Raw genomic sequence first — 16,430 nt, 5'->3', positions numbered from 1 at the left:
AATTTATGGGACCTTTTATAATTTGTCGACTATTTTGTTAATCATACGCTCTAACTCTTCTAAAGTCTGTTCGTACGTCTGTAATGATCCGCCAAACGGATCAGATACTTCACCTTGCTCGCCGGCAAATTCTTTTAGCGTAAATAATTTATCACTTACGTATGGAGCTTGGTTCAAAATTAGCATTTTATGCTGCTCCGTCATCGTAAAAATATAAGTAGCCCACATCAATTGTTCTTCCGTTAATGCTGCCGAAGCATGAGAACAAGCTATGCCTTTCTGTTGAAGGGCAACTTGTGCATGAACAGAAGCTTCACTTCCATTTGAAGCGAATACACCTGCAGACTTCACGTTTATTCCATCTATTTTTTTAGCTTTCAGCAACGCTTCTGCCATAGGGCTGCGGCACGTGTTTCCTGTACATACAAATAAGATGTTTTTCAAGATACATCCTCCCTTGCTTTCACTATGTGCGACTATGTTGATATTCCACCCTATTGTATCTCTATTGCTTGCATAAATCCAGTTAGCTTTTTTGGGTATTTTTTATCCATAATCTCTTTATTTATCTTGAAAAAAACACCTTCGCTTTCCTTTTTTTATTGCTGTAATCTAAAAGAAGCAAAAAAAGACCATAACCTGCATGGTCATGATCCTTTACCTATTTATATATAGTTAAAAAGGTAATAGCAATTTGATGCCAAAAGCTAATAAAATGCTCCCGCCCAGTGCCTCACTATATGAACCAAGCCAGCCTTGTACTCTTCTGCCGAGCAACAGTCCTAACCAAGTTAATAGCATACTCACTACGCCAAAAACAATAATGGTCAAAAACGTTCTTGCCCCAAAAATACCTAAGCTAAGTCCAACAGAAAAACTATCTAGACTCACGCTGAGCGCAAAAAATAACAGTCCAAAGCCAACTGGTTTGATGAACGGCGTATCGTCATGCTTAAAGGAGGAATAAATCATCTGCGCCCCAAGAATCAGCAATAAAATTCCACCGCCATAGGTAGCAAACATTCCAAGTTTATCAGACAAAAGTCGTCCAATAAACATGCCCAATAGCGGCATCCAAATATGAAATATACCGATAACAACACCAATGTAGAAAATTTGGCGAAAGCGTAAACGAATTAACCCCATTCCCAAACCAACTGAGAAAGCATCCATTCCTAAGGCAAACGCCATAATGACTAACGTGATCATTTCACTAATTAACTGAGATACATTCATCTTTACCCTCCTCGGACGTGCTCCTATTTCAAAATATGCACATTCGAAAAGGTTTAGAAGATGAATTTTATTGCTTAATCACGTGATGTCCTGCAGCTTTCATTAATCGATTCATAACGGCATGACCGACTCCTTCTTCAGAAAAACTTTCACTAACGATAATATCTACATCGCACTCATTAAATGAACGAAGAGACTCATATAAGTGGCTAGCAACCGTCTCTAAATTTGAGCGAGATCCACATGTAATGACGGCATCAGCTTTATACACATTTTCATGTTCAGATGTCGTTAATACCCCTACTCGCTTACCCTGATCTTGATAGTGATCAATAATAGATTGGAAAAAATCTGAACTGCCGTCAACAATGACAAGCGGTGCATCAGGTGCGTAATGCGTATATTTCATACCTGGAGATTTTGGCGCTTCTTTATCACTTATTAACGCTCGATCTACTTTTACGGGACCAATTACACTTTCCAACTCTTTCTGAGTAATGCCGCCTGGACGTAAAATAATAGGAATCTCTTCGGTACAATCAAGGACAGTCGACTCTACTCCTACCCCTGTCGCTCCTCCGTCTACAACTCCGCTAATACGCCCTTCTAAATCATTCATCACGTGGTGAGCTAAAGTGGGGCTTGGCTTGCCGGAGAGGTTTGCACTAGGAGCCGCGATAGGCAAAGCCACTTTTTTCAATAATGCAAGAGCTACCGGATGTGATGGCATTCTCACTGCAATGCTGTTTAAACCAGCCGTAACCTTATCTGAAACTTGATCTTTTTTAGGTAATATCACGGTAAGAGGACCTGGCCAAAAAGCATCAATCACTTTCTCTGCTTTTGAAGGAATTGACTCTACAAATGTATGCAGCTGCTCTTTATCTCCAATATGAACAATAAGAGGGTTATCACTAGGACGTCCTTTCGCTGCAAAAATTTTATCCACAGCTTTATCCGATGTTGCATCTCCTCCTAATCCATACACCGTCTCTGTAGGAAAAGCAACCACTTCGTGGTTGCGCAACAAATCTGCTGCTTCTTCTATCTGTGGATAAATATCTTTTTCGTTCATAAAATTACCCACAACCCATAACTTAGTTTCCATCTTCTTCAACTCCTTTTTCTTTCTATATCTAGGTTTTTTTTACTTTAAAAGTACAATATGTATCAAAAATAGTAAAATACATGCATTCATTATATCAGCAAACAAGCTTTATCCACAAAATGTGGATAAAGCTTAGATTTTTGTGAATAACATTGTGGATACCCCATTAAAATGATTTATCCACATTTCCTTTTAACTAGCTGCATAAAACATCACGTAGACATCCTTAGGATTTGGTAACTGTTTTAAATACGAATGTTCTTTTAACAAATCAGGTAGAGCACTATAAGATGTTTGCTGAAAATTCATCATTTGAAAAAAATGCAGAGAGGATGCCTTATTTGTTAGTAAATATAGTTGCTTCACACCATGCTTTTGAGCCAGCTGAACGATACTTTTAAATAGCAGCAGAATATCAGATTGCATCAAAGAAGGTGACACGACAAGGGAGCGAAGAATTCCGTCCATGCCTTCTTTTTCAAACCCAACTGTTGCTAGCAGCTCGCCTTCATCACTTTCCATGATGACAAATTGATGAATATGTTCTTCTACACCCGCTGTGCTAATACCCGCTTTTTGTAAAAACTTCTGAATTCGAATATAATCATTTTTACTGGCAATTTTTAATTGTTCTCTCATTTTAATCACCTCAACTTGTTTTCTAGTAACAAATCTATGAGATGGTTAAAAAAAGTAGAACTGAATTTTATTTTTAATGATTCTATTAATTAAATACGGACGATACCCATTCTACTACAAAAAACTTAACTTCTACAGAATCTTCTTTCGATTTAGCATCAGCTTTTTTCTTAGATGAAACAGACTTTTCAGCTTCCTTACTTTCCTTTTTCTCAGCCTTAGCGCTTGTTTCTTCTTTCGCTGTGTTGCTTGTATCCTTTGCAGCTGCTTCTTTAGAAGATGCCATTGGTTGAGAAGGTTCCTCAGCTTTCTGCTTAATAGAATCCGATGTAATAGTTGCAGATTGAATTTCTGTCTTCACTGCGGGTTCTTTACTTTCAGCCGACGTATCATCTGTTTTGTCTGCAGATTTTAATTCAGAAGCTGCTGGTTTTTCTTTTTCTGCCTTTGGTTCTTCTTCAGATGGCTCTGGCGCTTTTACCGCTTCACCGTTTGAAAAATCTAAGAAGCATAAAGGAGGAAATAGTACACACCACCAGTTTGCTCCTTCTCCTTTACCAAGAGTAATAAGCACGGCTTCATACTCACCTGCTGGATATAAAAACTGACCGTACAACTTAGTAGGAAACTCTACTTTTCCGAATTTAACGTGAACAGATTCATTTACGCCTTCTTCTTTTAGCACTTCTTTCGCAATTGTCTCAAGCGCTGGCAAATTTTCTTTAATTGTTTTTCGAGCTACAGTTACAGATGTTAAATCTTTTACCCATTCTGTAATTTGTTCGTTCACACGGTCACGAATCAGACGTTTTACGTACTGATCTTTTTCACCGTCGCTGTTCGCTAAAATACGCAGTCGAATTGCCTCGTCTGGAATGACTGCAGGCTGATCTGCCTGCACTTGGTTATGTGTATATATAAGTTGAGCATTTGCTCCAATAATTAATAAAATAAAATAAATGATAGCATATTTCTTCATTTCGGCCACCGCCCTTTCATAGGAACAGTATGGCCGAAAGCAAGATATCTTAAACTAGTAATTTAGTAAAAAAATAAATGATTTTCAAAAATCAAAGGGAAAATCATTCCCTCTGATTTTTTTAGTTCTCACGAAGTTGTGCAAAAACCATTCGATCTTTTCCGTTAATATCATATACACATTCTACAAAAGCTGTCGGAAACGTTTTTTGCAGCATCTTAGCTACATCTTTTGTCTGTCCGGCCCCGACTTCAAATCCAATAATACTATTTGACTTCGTTACATATGGCAACTCTTCCATGAAACGTCGATAAAAATCCAGGCCATCTTTCCCACCAAAAAGAGCTCGGTTTGGCTCATGATCTTTTACAACTGTGGACAATTCATCATCTGCTGGAATATAAGGCGGATTAGACACAATTACATCAAATTTCTGATTCGATGATAGAAATGGTTGTAATAGATCTCCCTGTATAAACGTGACAGCAGCGTCCAGGTTTTGGGCATTTTGCTTGGCTACATTTAGAGATTCTATAGCTATATCTGTTGCTGTAACATTGACGCTTTCAAGCTCCAAAGCTAAAGTGATAGCAATTGCTCCACTTCCCGTTCCGATATCGACAAGCTCAATAGGCTGGTGTTGAAATTCTTTTTTTATTCGAGAAATCATTCCGTATACAAGCTCTTCTGTTTCGGGTCTTGGAATTAATACATGTTCGTTTACAATAAATGAACGTCCGTAAAATTCTTCCGTCCCAATGAGATATTGTACAGGCACCCCTGCTTTATGAGCATGAACATCTTGTTCAAATCTTTTTAGCGTTTCTTCTTCTAGTTCTTCCTGCAGAGCACCTAGCAAATGAGTTCTCGTCATCTGTAAGTGATGGCGAAGCAAGAGTTCTCCCGCGTTTTCATCTCGCTTTGCCTCTTTCAAAAAAGAAGAAGCCCACTTAAGGGCTTCAAATACTTTCATTAGTTCGAATCTTCCATTCGGCGCGCTTGGTCTTCCATTACTAATGCATCGATGATTTCATCAAGCTTGCCTTCTAAGATTTGATCTAGCTTTTGAATCGTCAGACCAATACGGTGGTCCGTTACGCGATTTTGCGGGAAGTTATACGTACGGATACGCTCAGAGCGATCTCCTGATCCAACTGCTTGTTTGCGCGTTGCATCGTACTCTGCTTGTGCTTCTCGCTGGAACTTGTCGTACACGCGAGCACGCAATACTTTCATTGCTTTTTCTTTATTTTTAATTTGAGACTTTTCATCTTGACATGATACCACTGTATTCGTTGGTAAATGTGTTAAACGAACTGCCGACATCGTCGTATTAACACTTTGGCCACCAGGTCCACTTGAAGCAAATGTATCTACACGGATGTCTTTTTCATGAATGTCCACTTCAACTTCTTCCGCTTCAGGAAGACATGCTACCGTTGCTGTAGATGTATGAATACGACCGCCTGATTCTGTTTCAGGAACGCGTTGAACACGGTGTGCACCGTTTTCAAATTTCATCTTTGAATACGCACCTTTACCATTAATCATAAAGATAATTTCTTTATAACCACCTACTCCAGTAGTCGTTGCTTCCATTACTTCCGTTTTCCAGCCTTGTGATTCAGCAAAGCGCGAATACATGCGGTACAAATTAGCTGCAAATAATGCTGCTTCATCTCCACCAGCCGCTCCGCGAACCTCCATGATTACGTTTTTATCATCGTTTGGATCTTTTGGAATTAATAAAATACGTAGCTTTTCAACTAGCTCTTCTTGCTGCGTTTCTAACTCGGCAATTTCTTCTTTTACCATGTCGCGCATATCTGCATCAAGCTTATCTTCAAGCATCGTTTTCGCTTCTGATAACTGCTCTTTTACATCTTTGTATTCCTGATAAGCGGCTACCGTTTGTTGTATATCTGATTGTTCCTTCGAATATTCTCTCAACTTAGAGGGGTTGTTTACGATCTCAGGGTCGCTCAGAAGTTCGTTTAACTTCTCATAGCGCGCCTCTACCGCTTCTAAACGATCAAACACGTCATTCACCTCATTCTTTATCCATAACATTGTAATTATAGTATAGCTTTAAAATAGAGTCAAAACCTTGTTAATACACGTATATGAACAAAAAAACAGAACTGCGCGTTCTGTTTTTATCATCATAAAATTCTTGCTTTATTTTTCGACCATTTCGCTTGAGTCCACAGACACAGCCTGTCCTTTGGACTTTTGCACAACGTGGCAATGACGACATCTTGGTTCGTACGATTCAGACGCACCGACTAAAATAATAGGGTCGTCATAAGAAGCAGGCTCACCGTTAATCAAACGCTGCGTACGGCTCGCAGGAGAGCCACATGAAGCGCATACGGCCTGTAGCTTTGTTACCGATTCTGCAATAGCCATTAACTGCGGCATTTGTCCAAAAGGTTCACCTTTGAAGTCTTGGTCTAATCCTGCTACAATCACACGAAAGCCTTGATCTGCTAAAGATTGAACAATTTCTAAGATATCTGTGTCAAAAAACTGTACTTCGTCTATCGCTACTACGTCTGTCTCTTCATTTACTCGCTTTAAAATATCGCGCGATGCTGAGATTGAATAAGCCATAACAGATGTACCATTATGTGAAACGACAGCTTCTTCACTATATCGATTATCAATTGCAGGCTTGAATACTTGTGCTTTTTGTTTAGCAAACTGCGTACGGCGCACACGTCGAATCAACTCTTCTGATTTCCCTGAAAACATACTGCCACAAATTACTTCTATCCAACCGCTTTGTTTCATTACGTACACCACTGCGGGACTCTCCCTTCTTCTCGTTCCGTTTCTGAGCGAACCGCTACTAACTTAATCTACGTCTTCTATGTAGATCTTATTCCTATGATAAAGTACCCACTTTTTTTATCAAGCAGATACTGTTTTTCTACTTTTATAAGCAAAAAAACAGGCAAGAAGTTAAGCTACTTGCCTGTTTGTTTCGACAATGTGATTATTTAAGACCGTATTTTTTGTTGAAGCGATCAACACGGCCACCAGCTTCAGCGAATTTTTGACGACCAGTGTAGAATGGGTGACATTCAGAACAAGTCTCAACGCGGATCTCTTCTTTTACAGAACCACTTTCAAATTCGTTTCCGCAAGTACATTTAACCATAACTGTTTTATAGTTTGGATGAATTCCTGTTTTCATTCGTTTCATCTCCTTCCGCCCTGAATCATTCTGAAACAGAGTTTATTGATAAAGATAGTGATGAAATAATAACTATTTCACTGTGTACTTTATCAACACACATGATGAAATTATAACAAGGGTTGTATGCTTTTGCAACCACATGTTTTATAACTTATCGTTTATTTGCTAGAAGCGTTTTTTTCTCTTCCGTTAACATCGAGAAAAACTCTTCATTTGTCTTTGTTTGGCGTAAACGTTTTAAGAATTTTTCTGCAAAATCAGGAGCATCTGCCATTGATTTACGAATTGCCCATAAGTGGTCTAGATGCTCTTTTGGAATTAACAGCTCTTCTTTACGCGTGCCTGAACGACGAATGTCAATCGCAGGGAAGATACGTTTTTCAGCTAGTGAACGATCTAGATGCAGTTCCATGTTACCCGTACCTTTAAATTCTTCATAAATAACATCATCCATACGAGAGCCTGTATCAATTAAGGCTGTTGCTAGAATGGTTAAGCTGCCTCCATCTTCAATGTTACGCGCAGCTCCAAAGAAGCGTTTTGGACGATGAAAAGCAGCTGGATCAATACCCCCTGATAGTGTACGACCGCTCGGTGGAATAACTAAGTTATAAGCACGAGCAAGTCTTGTAATGCTATCCATCAAAATGACAACATCTTTTTTGTGTTCGACAAGTCTCATCGCACGTTCAAGGACAAGTTCCGCTACTTTAATGTGATTTTCTGGCACTTCGTCAAATGTAGAACTGACAACATCACCGTCAACCGAACGCTCAATGTCCGTTACTTCTTCAGGACGCTCATCAATAAGAAGAACAATCAATTCCGCATCAGGATGATTGGTTGTAATGCTATTGGCAATTTCTTTTAACAGCATCGTTTTACCTGCCTTTGGCGGCGCAACAATTAGTCCCCTTTGCCCAAATCCAATTGGTGAAATCAAGTCAATAATACGCGTAGAGAAACTTCTTGGCTGAGTTTCCAGCAGCATTTGCTCATTTGGATAAATCGGGGTTAGTGCTGGAAAATGTACGCGTTCTTTTGACGTTTCTGGGTCTTCTCCGTTTACTGCTTCTACATGCAGTAACCCGTAGTAGCGCTCATTTTCTTTCGGAGGACGAACTTTCCCCGATACCTTGTCTCCATTACGCAGATCGAAGCGACGAATTTGTGAAGCTGAGATATAAATATCTTCTGAACTCGGTGAATAGTTAATTGGTCGTAAGAAACCGAATCCTTCTGACTGAATAATTTCAAGAACGCCTTCCATAAATAAAAGCCCATCTTGTTCAGCTTGAGCCTTTAAAATAGCAAAGACAAGTTCTTTTTTCGTTAATTTACTATAGTACGAAACTTTATACTCACGAGCATGTTCATATAGCTCTTTTAATTTCATATTTTCTAAACTGGATAATGTTAAGTTCATTAGGACACCACGCTTTATAATGAATAATTTTTAACCGTTCCTCCCATATTAAATTCAAATATAAAATTGAGAGATGATATGGATGGAATAAATCTGTGAAAATGGAGAATATAACCTTTGAAGTATAATAAGTAGAATCAATTGATTAACCATACACTTTTAGAAGAATAATTCCGACATAAAACCATTTATATTATCTTGATAAATTTAACGTAGCAATTTATATTCTAACCTTTTTCTATCTTTTTAATCAATCTTTTTTTACTTTAGAAGATGAATAAAAAAAAGGAAATTTAATAGCTTAAGAGAAGCAGGGAAAACCTTTTCATAATTTCACATTAAAGGAAATAAACTGGACGTTAAAATAAGAAGTGAAATTTATCTTTTAGCTTCCCCTTTTTATCTATTTACCCTATTCATAAATATATAAGCTACACAGACATAGAAGAACGTTCCTACACCTGTGTAGCTTATTTAACGGCTCATTTCTAGAATGTGCTTTCCTGACTGTTGTGCAATTTGCCTCTATGAATTTTGAAATTGTTCAATTTCTTCTTGAGTCATCTCTTCACGCCAAATCATTGCCCCTAAATCCGATAGCTTGTCTACTAAATGGCTGTAACCTCGGTCAATGTGCTCTAAACCTGTTACTTCTGTAATCCCTTTGGCCATTAAGCCTGCGGTTACAAGGGCTGCTCCTGCTCGTAAGTCCGACGCTTTCACACGTGCACCTTGTAAGTGAATGGGACCATTAATAATAGCAGAACGTCCTTCTACCTTAACAGATGCATTCATTCGTCTCAGCTCGTCAATATGCTTAAACCTTGCACCGTAAATTGTATCTGTCACAACGCTTGTACCTGATGCTCTTGTTAGAAGCGTCGTGAATGGCTGCTGTAAATCAGTTGGAAAACCTGGATATACTAACGTTTTAATATCTACGGGCTTCAACAGCTGACGAGTCGCTACGAGAATCTGATCTGAGCTTGTTTCGATATGAATACCCATTTCCCGCATTTTAGCCGTTAATGACTCTAGGTGCTGAGGGATAACGTTGTCAACAACAACTTCTTTTCCCATACTCGCTCCCATAATCATATACGTGCCTGCTTCAATTCGGTCTGGAATGATGGAATGACGGCATCCTTTTAATTGATCTACGCCATCAATTCGAATAACGTCCGTCCCTGCACCTTTAATACGGGCACCCATACTTGTCAGTAACGTAGCTACATCGATAATTTCAGGCTCTTTAGCAGCATTCTCGATAACGGTACGCCCTTTTGCTCTCACAGCAGCTAGCATGATATTGATTGTTGCTCCTACGCTCACAACGTCTAAATAAATTCGAGCACCAATCAGTTCATCAGCTCGAATGTAAATAGCTCCTTGCTCATTTGTTACTTTCGCACCAAGAGCTTCAAAGCCTTTAATGTGCTGATCGATTGGTCTTGGACCAAGGTAACAGCCTCCTGGAAGACCAACTACCGCTTTTTTAAAGCGTCCCAACATCGCCCCCATTAAATAATAAGAAGCGCGTAATTTTTTTACTTTTCCGTTCGGTAAAGGCATTGCAACCATTCCGGATGGATCTACTGTTAATTCGTCGTTATCAATGGTTACTTTCCCACCAATTTCTTCAACTAAATCCCCTAATAACTGCACGTCTGAAATATCAGGCAGACCTTCAATTGTAACAGGTGACTCGGCTAAAATTGTTGCTGGAATAAGCGCAACGGCACTATTTTTAGCACCACTAACGCGGACGGATCCACTTAAGGTAAAGCCACCTTGTATTTTTAACTTTTCCATTTATAGCTCCCTTCTAGTGAAAGAAAGTTTCTCACCTAGTAATTGAGGAAAATTTTGGTACAAAGAATACCTAAAAGAATGGTTATTTTTCCTATTACCTACTAGTGTACACGAAAATGAAAAAATCATGTATAGTTTCGACAAGATAAAAGAAAAATATGGCATTCACCTGTCAGGATGGTAAATGCCACACAAATTTATACATGTTTAGACATTTCGTTTTTCCCAATCTGCTAAAAATTGGTCAATTCCTGCATTTGTTAACGGATGTTTGAACAATTGCATTAAAACTTTGTAAGGAATTGTCGCAATATGTGCTCCATTTTTTGCAGCTTCTGTTACGTGCATCGGATGACGAATAGATGCTGCAATAATTTCGGATGGAATGTCATGAATTGCAAAAATATCTGCAATATCTGAGATTAAATCGAGGCCATTAAAACCAATATCGTCTAACCTTCCCAAGAAAGGCGATACGTAAGTAGCACCTGCTCTTGCTGCCATTAACGCTTGGTTAGCTGAGAAAATAAGCGTAACGTTTGTCTTAATACCTAAACTAGTAAATTCTTTTACTGCTTTTAAGCCATCTGGAGTCATCGGTACCTTGATTGTAATATTCGGCGCAATCGCAGCAAGCTCTTTTCCTTCGCGAATCATGCCTTCTGCATCAAGCGCAATCACTTCTGCACTTACAGATCCTTCAACGAACTCTGTAATTTCACGAAGACGATCTTCAAACGTGATGTTCTCTTTAGCTACTAAACTAGGATTTGTTGTAACCCCCGCTAACAAACCTAATGAATGCGCTTCCTTAATCTCGTCTAAATTAGCCGTATCAATAAAAAACTTCATGAATGCCATCCCCCTGTGTTATGTATTCAGAATGATAAGAAAATTATAGTAAAAATAAAACCGCCTTACAATAAAAATAAGACGGTTTTATTTTTCAGACTCAACTAACTGCAAACAGGCCATCCGAAGATTTCAAATTATGCTTTGTTAGAAGAACCGAATTCACGCATTTTACCTTGAACCGTTTCTTTGATTGCTTCGCGAGCAGGTCCTAAGTATTTACGTGGATCATATTGTTCAGGTTGCGCAGCTAATACTTCACGAACAGCTTTAGCTGAAGCAATTTGGTTTTCAGTGTTTACGTTGATTTTAGCAGTACCTAAAGAAACTGATTTTTGGATATCTTTTGTTGGAATACCAGTTCCACCGTGTAGAACTAATGGTAAGCCTGTACGATCTCCGATTTCTTTCATTTCAGCAAAACCTAGGTTTGGTTCACCTTTGTATGGTCCGTGAACTGATCCTAATGCTGGAGCTAAGCAATCGATACCTGTACGGTTAACAAGTTCTTCACACTCGTTAGCATCTGCATAGATAACACCCTCAGCAATAACGTCGTCTTCTTGTCCACCAACAGTTCCTAGTTCTGCTTCTACAGATACTCCGTGGAAGTGAGCTAGTTCAACTACTTTAGAAGTAATTGCAATGTTTTCTTCAAATGGGTGGTGAGAAGCATCGATCATTACAGAAGTGAATCCAGCATGGATTGCTTTTGCACATGATTCAAAGCTTGAACCGTGGTCTAAGTGAATTGCAACTGGTACTTGAACGTCGTAATCTTCGATTAGAGCTTCAACCATTGCTACAACAGTTTTGAAACCGCCCATGTAGCGTGCTGCACCTTCAGATACACCAAGAATAACTGGAGAGTTTTCTTCTTTTGCTGCTTGAAGAATAGCTTGAGTAAACTCTAAGTTATTTAAGTTAAATTGACCTACTGCATAGCCTTGTTCTTTTGCTGTAATAAGCATTTCTTTCATTGATACTAAAGGCATATTGAAATCCTCCTTAAAATCAACCTTAGATTAGATGCTAACCAAAAGGCACACTCAAATAGTATGCTCTTGAATTGAGTGTTTCATGTAGAAACAACGCGCATCTTTACATAATAGATTGTCGAATTATGAATACAGTAATTAGGATACCAACTAACAATGAAAACAGCAACATTTTTAGGCTGATATTCAAAATTTGTTAGGATGAAAACCCTACCAAAACCTTAATTCAACTTTACTGGTATATATTCCCTAACAACTTTGCGGATTTCATCAATATCAAAAGGTTTTGCAAAGTGAGTTAACGCTCCTAGATCTTTTGCTTCTTGAATCATATCCAATTCACCATAAGCGGTCATAATGATGACTTTAATCGTTTCATCGTGCTGCTTTAACCTTTTTAAAATTTCGATTCCATCCATTCCTGGAATTTTCATATCTAATAAGACAAGATCCGGTGCTTGCTCTTTTGTAATATCAATCGCCTGGAAGCCGTTCGCCGCTTGAAATGTCGTATAGCCTTCTTTTTGCAACACTTCCGTTAATAAAATACGTATACCATACTGATCATCAACAATTAAAATTTTCTCTGCCAATATAATCCCACCTTTTATATTCCTCTTCTACAGACAAAACTAACATATGTATTTCGCCTTTAAAACAAAAATCCCTGCTAATTAGAGAAATTGTTACAAAACATAGCTTTTTTTGTCATCCATCTAACTTCATTGCACTTTACTTTCATTGTAGCTCATTTCAAGATAGAATACAGATAGCTTTTTTCGTTATAATGTGTAGATAGACGGCTTTAGCCGCTTAAATCGAAGGGAGATTCTATGCTTAAAATTTTCACAACTCAACTTTCAGGTTTTTTTAAACGAATTGAAGAACAAGAAGAATTCCAATTTGAAGATGCCGCGCGTATTTTAGCACAGGCCTCTGTCGGAGAAGGATTTATCTATATTTATGGTGTAGAAGAAATGCATGCCGTTACACTAGAAGCACTAAGCAGTGCAGAACCTTTAAGTCAGGCAAAACCTTTGCCTTTACATGAATTGGATCAGCTGACTAGCGTCGATCGCGTACTGCTTGTCTCTCGATTTTCAACAGATCACAAAGCTGTGGAAATAGCTGAACGTTTAAAGAAACGCGATATTCCATTTGTCAGCATTGCTGCTGTCCCTAAAGAAATAACCGAACCTTCTTTAACAGCACTCGCAGATGCTCATATTGATACAAAATTGTTAAAGCCCCTTATTCCTGGAGAAGACGGCTCAAGATTTGGTTTTCCAGCAATGATGGTCGCTTTATACGCGTACTACGGTTTAATTTTTACATTAAAAGAAATCGTAGAAGAATATGAATAAAAAACACGCTGTCTAAAGACAGCGTGTTTTTATTTCACTTATTTGTTTTGGCCTGACTCCATTGATGCGCGAATAAATTCTTTGAACAATGGTTGCGGTCTTGTTGGACGAGACGTGAATTCTGGGTGGAATTGTGAAGCCAAGAACCATGGGTGGTCTTTAAGCTCTACAATTTCAACTAAACGGCCATCCGGGCTTGTACCAGAGAAGATAAAGCCTTTCTCTTCCATTTGCTGGCGATATTCGTTGTTAAATTCATAGCGGTGACGATGACGCTCATACACCACTTCATCTTGATATGCTTCATATGCAAGCGTATCTTCAGACAATTTACAAGGATATAATCCTAAGCGTAATGTACCACCTAAGTCTTCTACGTCTTTTTGTTCCGGTAATAAGTCGATAATTGGATAATTTGTTTCAGGTGCAATTTCTGCTGAATGTGCGCCTTCTAATCCTAATACATTGCGTGCAAACTCAACTGATGCTAGCTGCATACCTAAACAAATACCTAAGAATGGAACTTTTTGCTCACGTGCATATTGTGTTGCCACAATTTTACCTTCGATTCCACGATCCCCAAATCCACCTGGAACTAAGATACCGTCTACATCACCAAGTAAATCTTGAACATTTTCTTTTGTTACAAATTCAGAATTTACCCATTTGATATTTACATCTGCATCGAATGCATATCCAGCATGTTTCATTGCTTCTACAACAGAAATATAAGCATCTTGAAGCTCTACATACTTACCAACTAATGCAATTTTTGTTGTGTTTGAAAGTCCTTTTACTTTCTCAACAAGTGCTTTCCACTCAGTCATTTCTGCCTCTTTGCAATCTAATTTCAAGTGATCGCATGTGATTTGATCTAAGTGCTGCTCTTGTAGAGATAGTGGAATTTCATATAATGTTTCAGCGTCTGCACACTCAATAACTGCTTTTGGATCAATGTCGCAGAATAAAGCTAGCTTATCTTTCATATCTTCAGAAATTGGCATTTCTGTACGAACAACAATCACGTTTGGCTGAATACCTAAGCTACGTAATTCTTTTACACTATGCTGTGTTGGTTTTGTTTTCATTTCACCAGCCGCTTTTAAATATGGCACAAGTGTACAGTGAATATACATAACGTTGTCACGGCCAATATCGCTTTTGATTTGACGAATAGCCTCTAGGAAAGGAAGTGATTCAATATCTCCTACCGTTCCGCCGATTTCAGTAATAACAACATCTGCGTTTGTTTCTTTGCCTGCACGGAAAACGCGTTCTTTAATTTCATTTGTGATGTGCGGAATAACCTGAACTGTTCCGCCTAAATAATCACCGCGACGCTCTTTTTTCAATACTGTTGAATATACTTTACCTGTTGTTACATTGCTGTAGCGATTTAAGTTGATATCGATAAAACGCTCATAGTGACCTAAGTCTAAGTCTGTTTCCGCGCCGTCATCTGTTACGAATACCTCACCGTGTTGGTATGGACTCATTGTTCCTGGGTCTACGTTAATGTATGGATCAAACTTTTGAATCGTTACGTTCAACCCACGGTTTTTTAATAAACGGCCTAAAGAAGCTGCTGTAATCCCTTTTCCTAGAGATGATACAACACCGCCTGTTACGAAAATATACTTTGTCATCTATACTTCCCCCTCTAAATAATTTGAACTGTACAATATTAAAAGTTTTCACATAAACAATCACAATTCATTCATTGTGCATGCGAAATTATAAGAAACCTTATGAATGTGAAACGTTCAAGAACCAAAAGAAAGTTTCTATCAAGGATTTATAAGAACATATCGGGGTGTAAAACATTGATAAATAAAATAAAAAAATTGCTCCCAATACCAAAACTGGATTGGGAGCAATAGTCTATTTTAAATAAAAACTTTTTAAATGCTTGTTTAAAGAGCCCAAAAAAGATTCTACCTACTTCGCTTGAAAAAGTCAAGAAGGATTATTTTTCTTTTTCGTCCTCATAATCGTCTTCTTCATCTTCCTCATCATCGTCTAGATCATCTTCTAAATCGTCAAAATCGTCTTCTGCAAGATCATCTTCATCTTCTTCTAGCTCGTCGATGTCTTCAAAATCTTCTTCTTCGTCTAGATCGTCAACATCTTCATAATCTAAATCTTCTTCTAGATCATCAAAGTCTTCAACTTCTTCAACAACAGCTTTTTTCGCTTTTTTCTTTTTAGGTTTTGCAACCGGAATAACTTCTTCTTCAGCCTGGTCAAAAGGATACCATCCACGAAGACCCCAATGGTTGTCCCCTACTGTTAAAAAGCGACCATCAATATTAATATCTGTATAAAACTGAGCTAATCTCGTTTTTAATTCTTGATCTGACATTTCCGCTGCTGCTTTAATTTCAGCAATAATTTCTTGGAATGACATTGCTTGACGATCTGTTTTTTCTTCTAGAAGCGCGTAAGCAATCTCAATCATCGACATTTCTTTTAAATCCGTTTTTGAGTACTGTGCTAAACTCAAATCTGGCACATCCTTTCTATGGCTATGTATATCGAAAATCTATTAAATCAATTCATCATATGTGTAAATGATGGAAACGAATAAATACATACCATTCATTATAAACAAATTCAATACATTTATGCTAGCCTCGTTTCTAAAATTCTCGAGAATTTCGCATAAAACAACGAAAAAATAGACATTTTATTACTATAATACATTCTACTTGATACACCAACAGTATCCTTTGACCAAAAGGAATTCACCATCAGTTATTCTGAGTCCGTTAGGGTTAAGTCTATAAAAGCCGCGATGACCAAAAATAGTCACCG

At 38.2% G+C, this 16,430-nt stretch carries 17 protein-coding genes; 1 reads left to right on the top strand and 16 read right to left on the bottom strand.

Features of this window, described 5'->3' with window-relative positions; translation table 11 throughout:
• Positions 1 to 15 precede the first annotated feature (15 nt).
• The 14 genes from ACH0CI_RS19225 to ACH0CI_RS19160 all read right to left on the bottom strand — a co-directional run bounded on the left by ACH0CI_RS19225 (position 16) and on the right by ACH0CI_RS19160 (position 12,848).
• Positions 16 to 444 carry a low molecular weight protein arginine phosphatase gene (locus tag ACH0CI_RS19225; RefSeq protein ID WP_028411980.1) on the bottom strand — a complete coding sequence of 143 codons (429 nt, stop codon included), beginning with the start codon at positions 442 to 444 and terminating at the stop codon, positions 16 to 18.
• 231 nt (positions 445 to 675) lie between these two features.
• Positions 676 to 1,236: a manganese efflux pump MntP gene (locus ACH0CI_RS19220; protein ID WP_028411979.1), complete on the bottom strand. Its 561-nt coding sequence runs from the start codon at positions 1,234 to 1,236 to the stop codon at positions 676 to 678.
• A gap of 67 nt (positions 1,237 to 1,303) precedes the next feature.
• Positions 1,304 to 2,344, bottom strand: a complete 1,041-nt coding sequence (locus tag ACH0CI_RS19215; protein ID WP_406902102.1) for an L-threonylcarbamoyladenylate synthase — start codon at positions 2,342 to 2,344, stop codon at positions 1,304 to 1,306.
• 192 nt (positions 2,345 to 2,536) lie between these two features.
• On the bottom strand, positions 2,537 to 2,983 hold the full coding sequence (locus ACH0CI_RS19210; RefSeq protein WP_047749577.1) for a GNAT family N-acetyltransferase: 447 nt from the start codon (positions 2,981 to 2,983) through the stop codon (positions 2,537 to 2,539).
• Positions 2,984 to 3,068: 85 nt separating this feature from the next.
• Complete coding sequence (gene spoIIR / locus ACH0CI_RS19205; protein WP_406902101.1) at positions 3,069 to 3,962, bottom strand: stage II sporulation protein R; 894 nt, start codon at positions 3,960 to 3,962, stop codon at positions 3,069 to 3,071.
• A 121-nt stretch (positions 3,963 to 4,083) separates the two neighbouring features.
• Complete coding sequence (prmC, locus tag ACH0CI_RS19200; RefSeq protein WP_071269984.1) at positions 4,084 to 4,935, bottom strand: peptide chain release factor N(5)-glutamine methyltransferase; 852 nt, start codon at positions 4,933 to 4,935, stop codon at positions 4,084 to 4,086.
• A complete protein-coding gene (gene prfA / locus ACH0CI_RS19195) occupies positions 4,935 to 6,002 on the bottom strand; it encodes a peptide chain release factor 1 (protein WP_013059820.1) in 1,068 nt (355 codons plus the stop codon). Before prfA ends, prmC begins: the two co-directional genes overlap by 1 nt.
• Positions 6,003 to 6,140: 138 nt before the next feature.
• The gene (locus ACH0CI_RS19190; protein ID WP_153252841.1) at positions 6,141 to 6,755 is read right to left on the bottom strand and encodes a thymidine kinase; all 615 of its coding nucleotides are present in this window, start codon (positions 6,753 to 6,755) and stop codon (positions 6,141 to 6,143) included.
• Between the two features lie 205 nt (positions 6,756 to 6,960).
• The gene (rpmE, locus tag ACH0CI_RS19185; protein ID WP_013085477.1) at positions 6,961 to 7,161 is read right to left on the bottom strand and encodes a 50S ribosomal protein L31; all 201 of its coding nucleotides are present in this window, start codon (positions 7,159 to 7,161) and stop codon (positions 6,961 to 6,963) included.
• A 154-nt stretch (positions 7,162 to 7,315) separates the two neighbouring features.
• On the bottom strand, positions 7,316 to 8,590 hold the full coding sequence (gene rho / locus ACH0CI_RS19180) for a transcription termination factor Rho (protein ID WP_014457752.1): 1,275 nt from the start codon (positions 8,588 to 8,590) through the stop codon (positions 7,316 to 7,318).
• Positions 8,591 to 9,115: 525 nt separating this feature from the next.
• Positions 9,116 to 10,402: a UDP-N-acetylglucosamine 1-carboxyvinyltransferase gene (locus ACH0CI_RS19175; protein WP_028411974.1), complete on the bottom strand. Its 1,287-nt coding sequence runs from the start codon at positions 10,400 to 10,402 to the stop codon at positions 9,116 to 9,118.
• A 207-nt stretch (positions 10,403 to 10,609) separates the two neighbouring features.
• Positions 10,610 to 11,254: a fructose-6-phosphate aldolase gene (fsa, locus tag ACH0CI_RS19170; protein WP_013059825.1), complete on the bottom strand. Its 645-nt coding sequence runs from the start codon at positions 11,252 to 11,254 to the stop codon at positions 10,610 to 10,612.
• Positions 11,255 to 11,391: 137 nt separating this feature from the next.
• The gene (locus tag ACH0CI_RS19165; protein WP_013059826.1) at positions 11,392 to 12,249 is read right to left on the bottom strand and encodes a class II fructose-bisphosphate aldolase; all 858 of its coding nucleotides are present in this window, start codon (positions 12,247 to 12,249) and stop codon (positions 11,392 to 11,394) included.
• Between the two features lie 224 nt (positions 12,250 to 12,473).
• Positions 12,474 to 12,848 carry a response regulator gene (locus ACH0CI_RS19160; RefSeq protein ID WP_196767221.1) on the bottom strand — a complete coding sequence of 125 codons (375 nt, stop codon included), beginning with the start codon at positions 12,846 to 12,848 and terminating at the stop codon, positions 12,474 to 12,476.
• A gap of 237 nt (positions 12,849 to 13,085) precedes the next feature.
• Here ACH0CI_RS19160 and ACH0CI_RS19155 point away from each other — a divergent pair, with 237 nt between their 5' ends.
• The gene (locus tag ACH0CI_RS19155) at positions 13,086 to 13,616 is read left to right on the top strand and encodes a DUF2529 family protein (RefSeq protein ID WP_033580394.1); all 531 of its coding nucleotides are present in this window, start codon (positions 13,086 to 13,088) and stop codon (positions 13,614 to 13,616) included.
• 38 nt (positions 13,617 to 13,654) lie between these two features.
• Here the strand turns inward: ACH0CI_RS19155 and ACH0CI_RS19150 are convergent, their stop codons facing one another.
• Both ACH0CI_RS19150 and rpoE read right to left on the bottom strand, forming a co-directional pair.
• On the bottom strand, positions 13,655 to 15,262 hold the full coding sequence (locus ACH0CI_RS19150) for a CTP synthase (RefSeq protein WP_033580393.1): 1,608 nt from the start codon (positions 15,260 to 15,262) through the stop codon (positions 13,655 to 13,657).
• Between the two features lie 320 nt (positions 15,263 to 15,582).
• Positions 15,583 to 16,119, bottom strand: a complete 537-nt coding sequence (gene rpoE, locus ACH0CI_RS19145) for a DNA-directed RNA polymerase subunit delta (RefSeq protein ID WP_033580392.1) — start codon at positions 16,117 to 16,119, stop codon at positions 15,583 to 15,585.
• Positions 16,120 to 16,430: the final 311 nt, after the last annotated feature.

This window comes from Priestia sp. 179-F W1.4 NHS, assembly GCF_045369295.1.
Taxonomy (GTDB): domain Bacteria; phylum Bacillota; class Bacilli; order Bacillales; family Bacillaceae_H; genus Priestia; species Priestia zanthoxyli.
The sequence above is the reverse complement of the archived record's forward strand: the minus strand, read 5'-3'. Positions and strand labels throughout refer to the sequence as shown.

Excerpts from the sequence above, each read along its gene's own strand:
- fsa (WP_013059825.1), bottom strand. The coding sequence starts at position 11,254 with ATGAAGTTTTTTATTGATACGGCTAATTTAGACGAGATTAAGGAAGCG.
- spoIIR (WP_406902101.1), bottom strand. The coding sequence starts at position 3,962 with ATGAAGAAATATGCTATCATTTATTTTATTTTATTAATTATTGGAGCA.
- prmC (WP_071269984.1), bottom strand. The coding sequence starts at position 4,935 with ATGAAAGTATTTGAAGCCCTTAAGTGGGCTTCTTCTTTTTTGAAAGAG.
- ACH0CI_RS19155 (WP_033580394.1), top strand. The coding sequence starts at position 13,086 with ATGCTTAAAATTTTCACAACTCAACTTTCAGGTTTTTTTAAACGAATT.
- ACH0CI_RS19215 (WP_406902102.1), bottom strand. The coding sequence starts at position 2,344 with ATGGAAACTAAGTTATGGGTTGTGGGTAATTTTATGAACGAAAAAGAT.
- ACH0CI_RS19165 (WP_013059826.1), bottom strand. The coding sequence starts at position 12,249 with ATGCCTTTAGTATCAATGAAAGAAATGCTTATTACAGCAAAAGAACAA.
- rpmE (WP_013085477.1), bottom strand. The coding sequence starts at position 7,161 with ATGAAAACAGGAATTCATCCAAACTATAAAACAGTTATGGTTAAATGT.
- rho (WP_014457752.1), bottom strand. The coding sequence starts at position 8,590 with ATGAACTTAACATTATCCAGTTTAGAAAATATGAAATTAAAAGAGCTA.
- ACH0CI_RS19190 (WP_153252841.1), bottom strand. The coding sequence starts at position 6,755 with ATGAAACAAAGCGGTTGGATAGAAGTAATTTGTGGCAGTATGTTTTCA.
- ACH0CI_RS19150 (WP_033580393.1), bottom strand. The coding sequence starts at position 15,262 with ATGACAAAGTATATTTTCGTAACAGGCGGTGTTGTATCATCTCTAGGA.
- ACH0CI_RS19210 (WP_047749577.1), bottom strand. The coding sequence starts at position 2,983 with ATGAGAGAACAATTAAAAATTGCCAGTAAAAATGATTATATTCGAATT.
- ACH0CI_RS19220 (WP_028411979.1), bottom strand. The coding sequence starts at position 1,236 with ATGAATGTATCTCAGTTAATTAGTGAAATGATCACGTTAGTCATTATG.
- ACH0CI_RS19175 (WP_028411974.1), bottom strand. The coding sequence starts at position 10,402 with ATGGAAAAGTTAAAAATACAAGGTGGCTTTACCTTAAGTGGATCCGTC.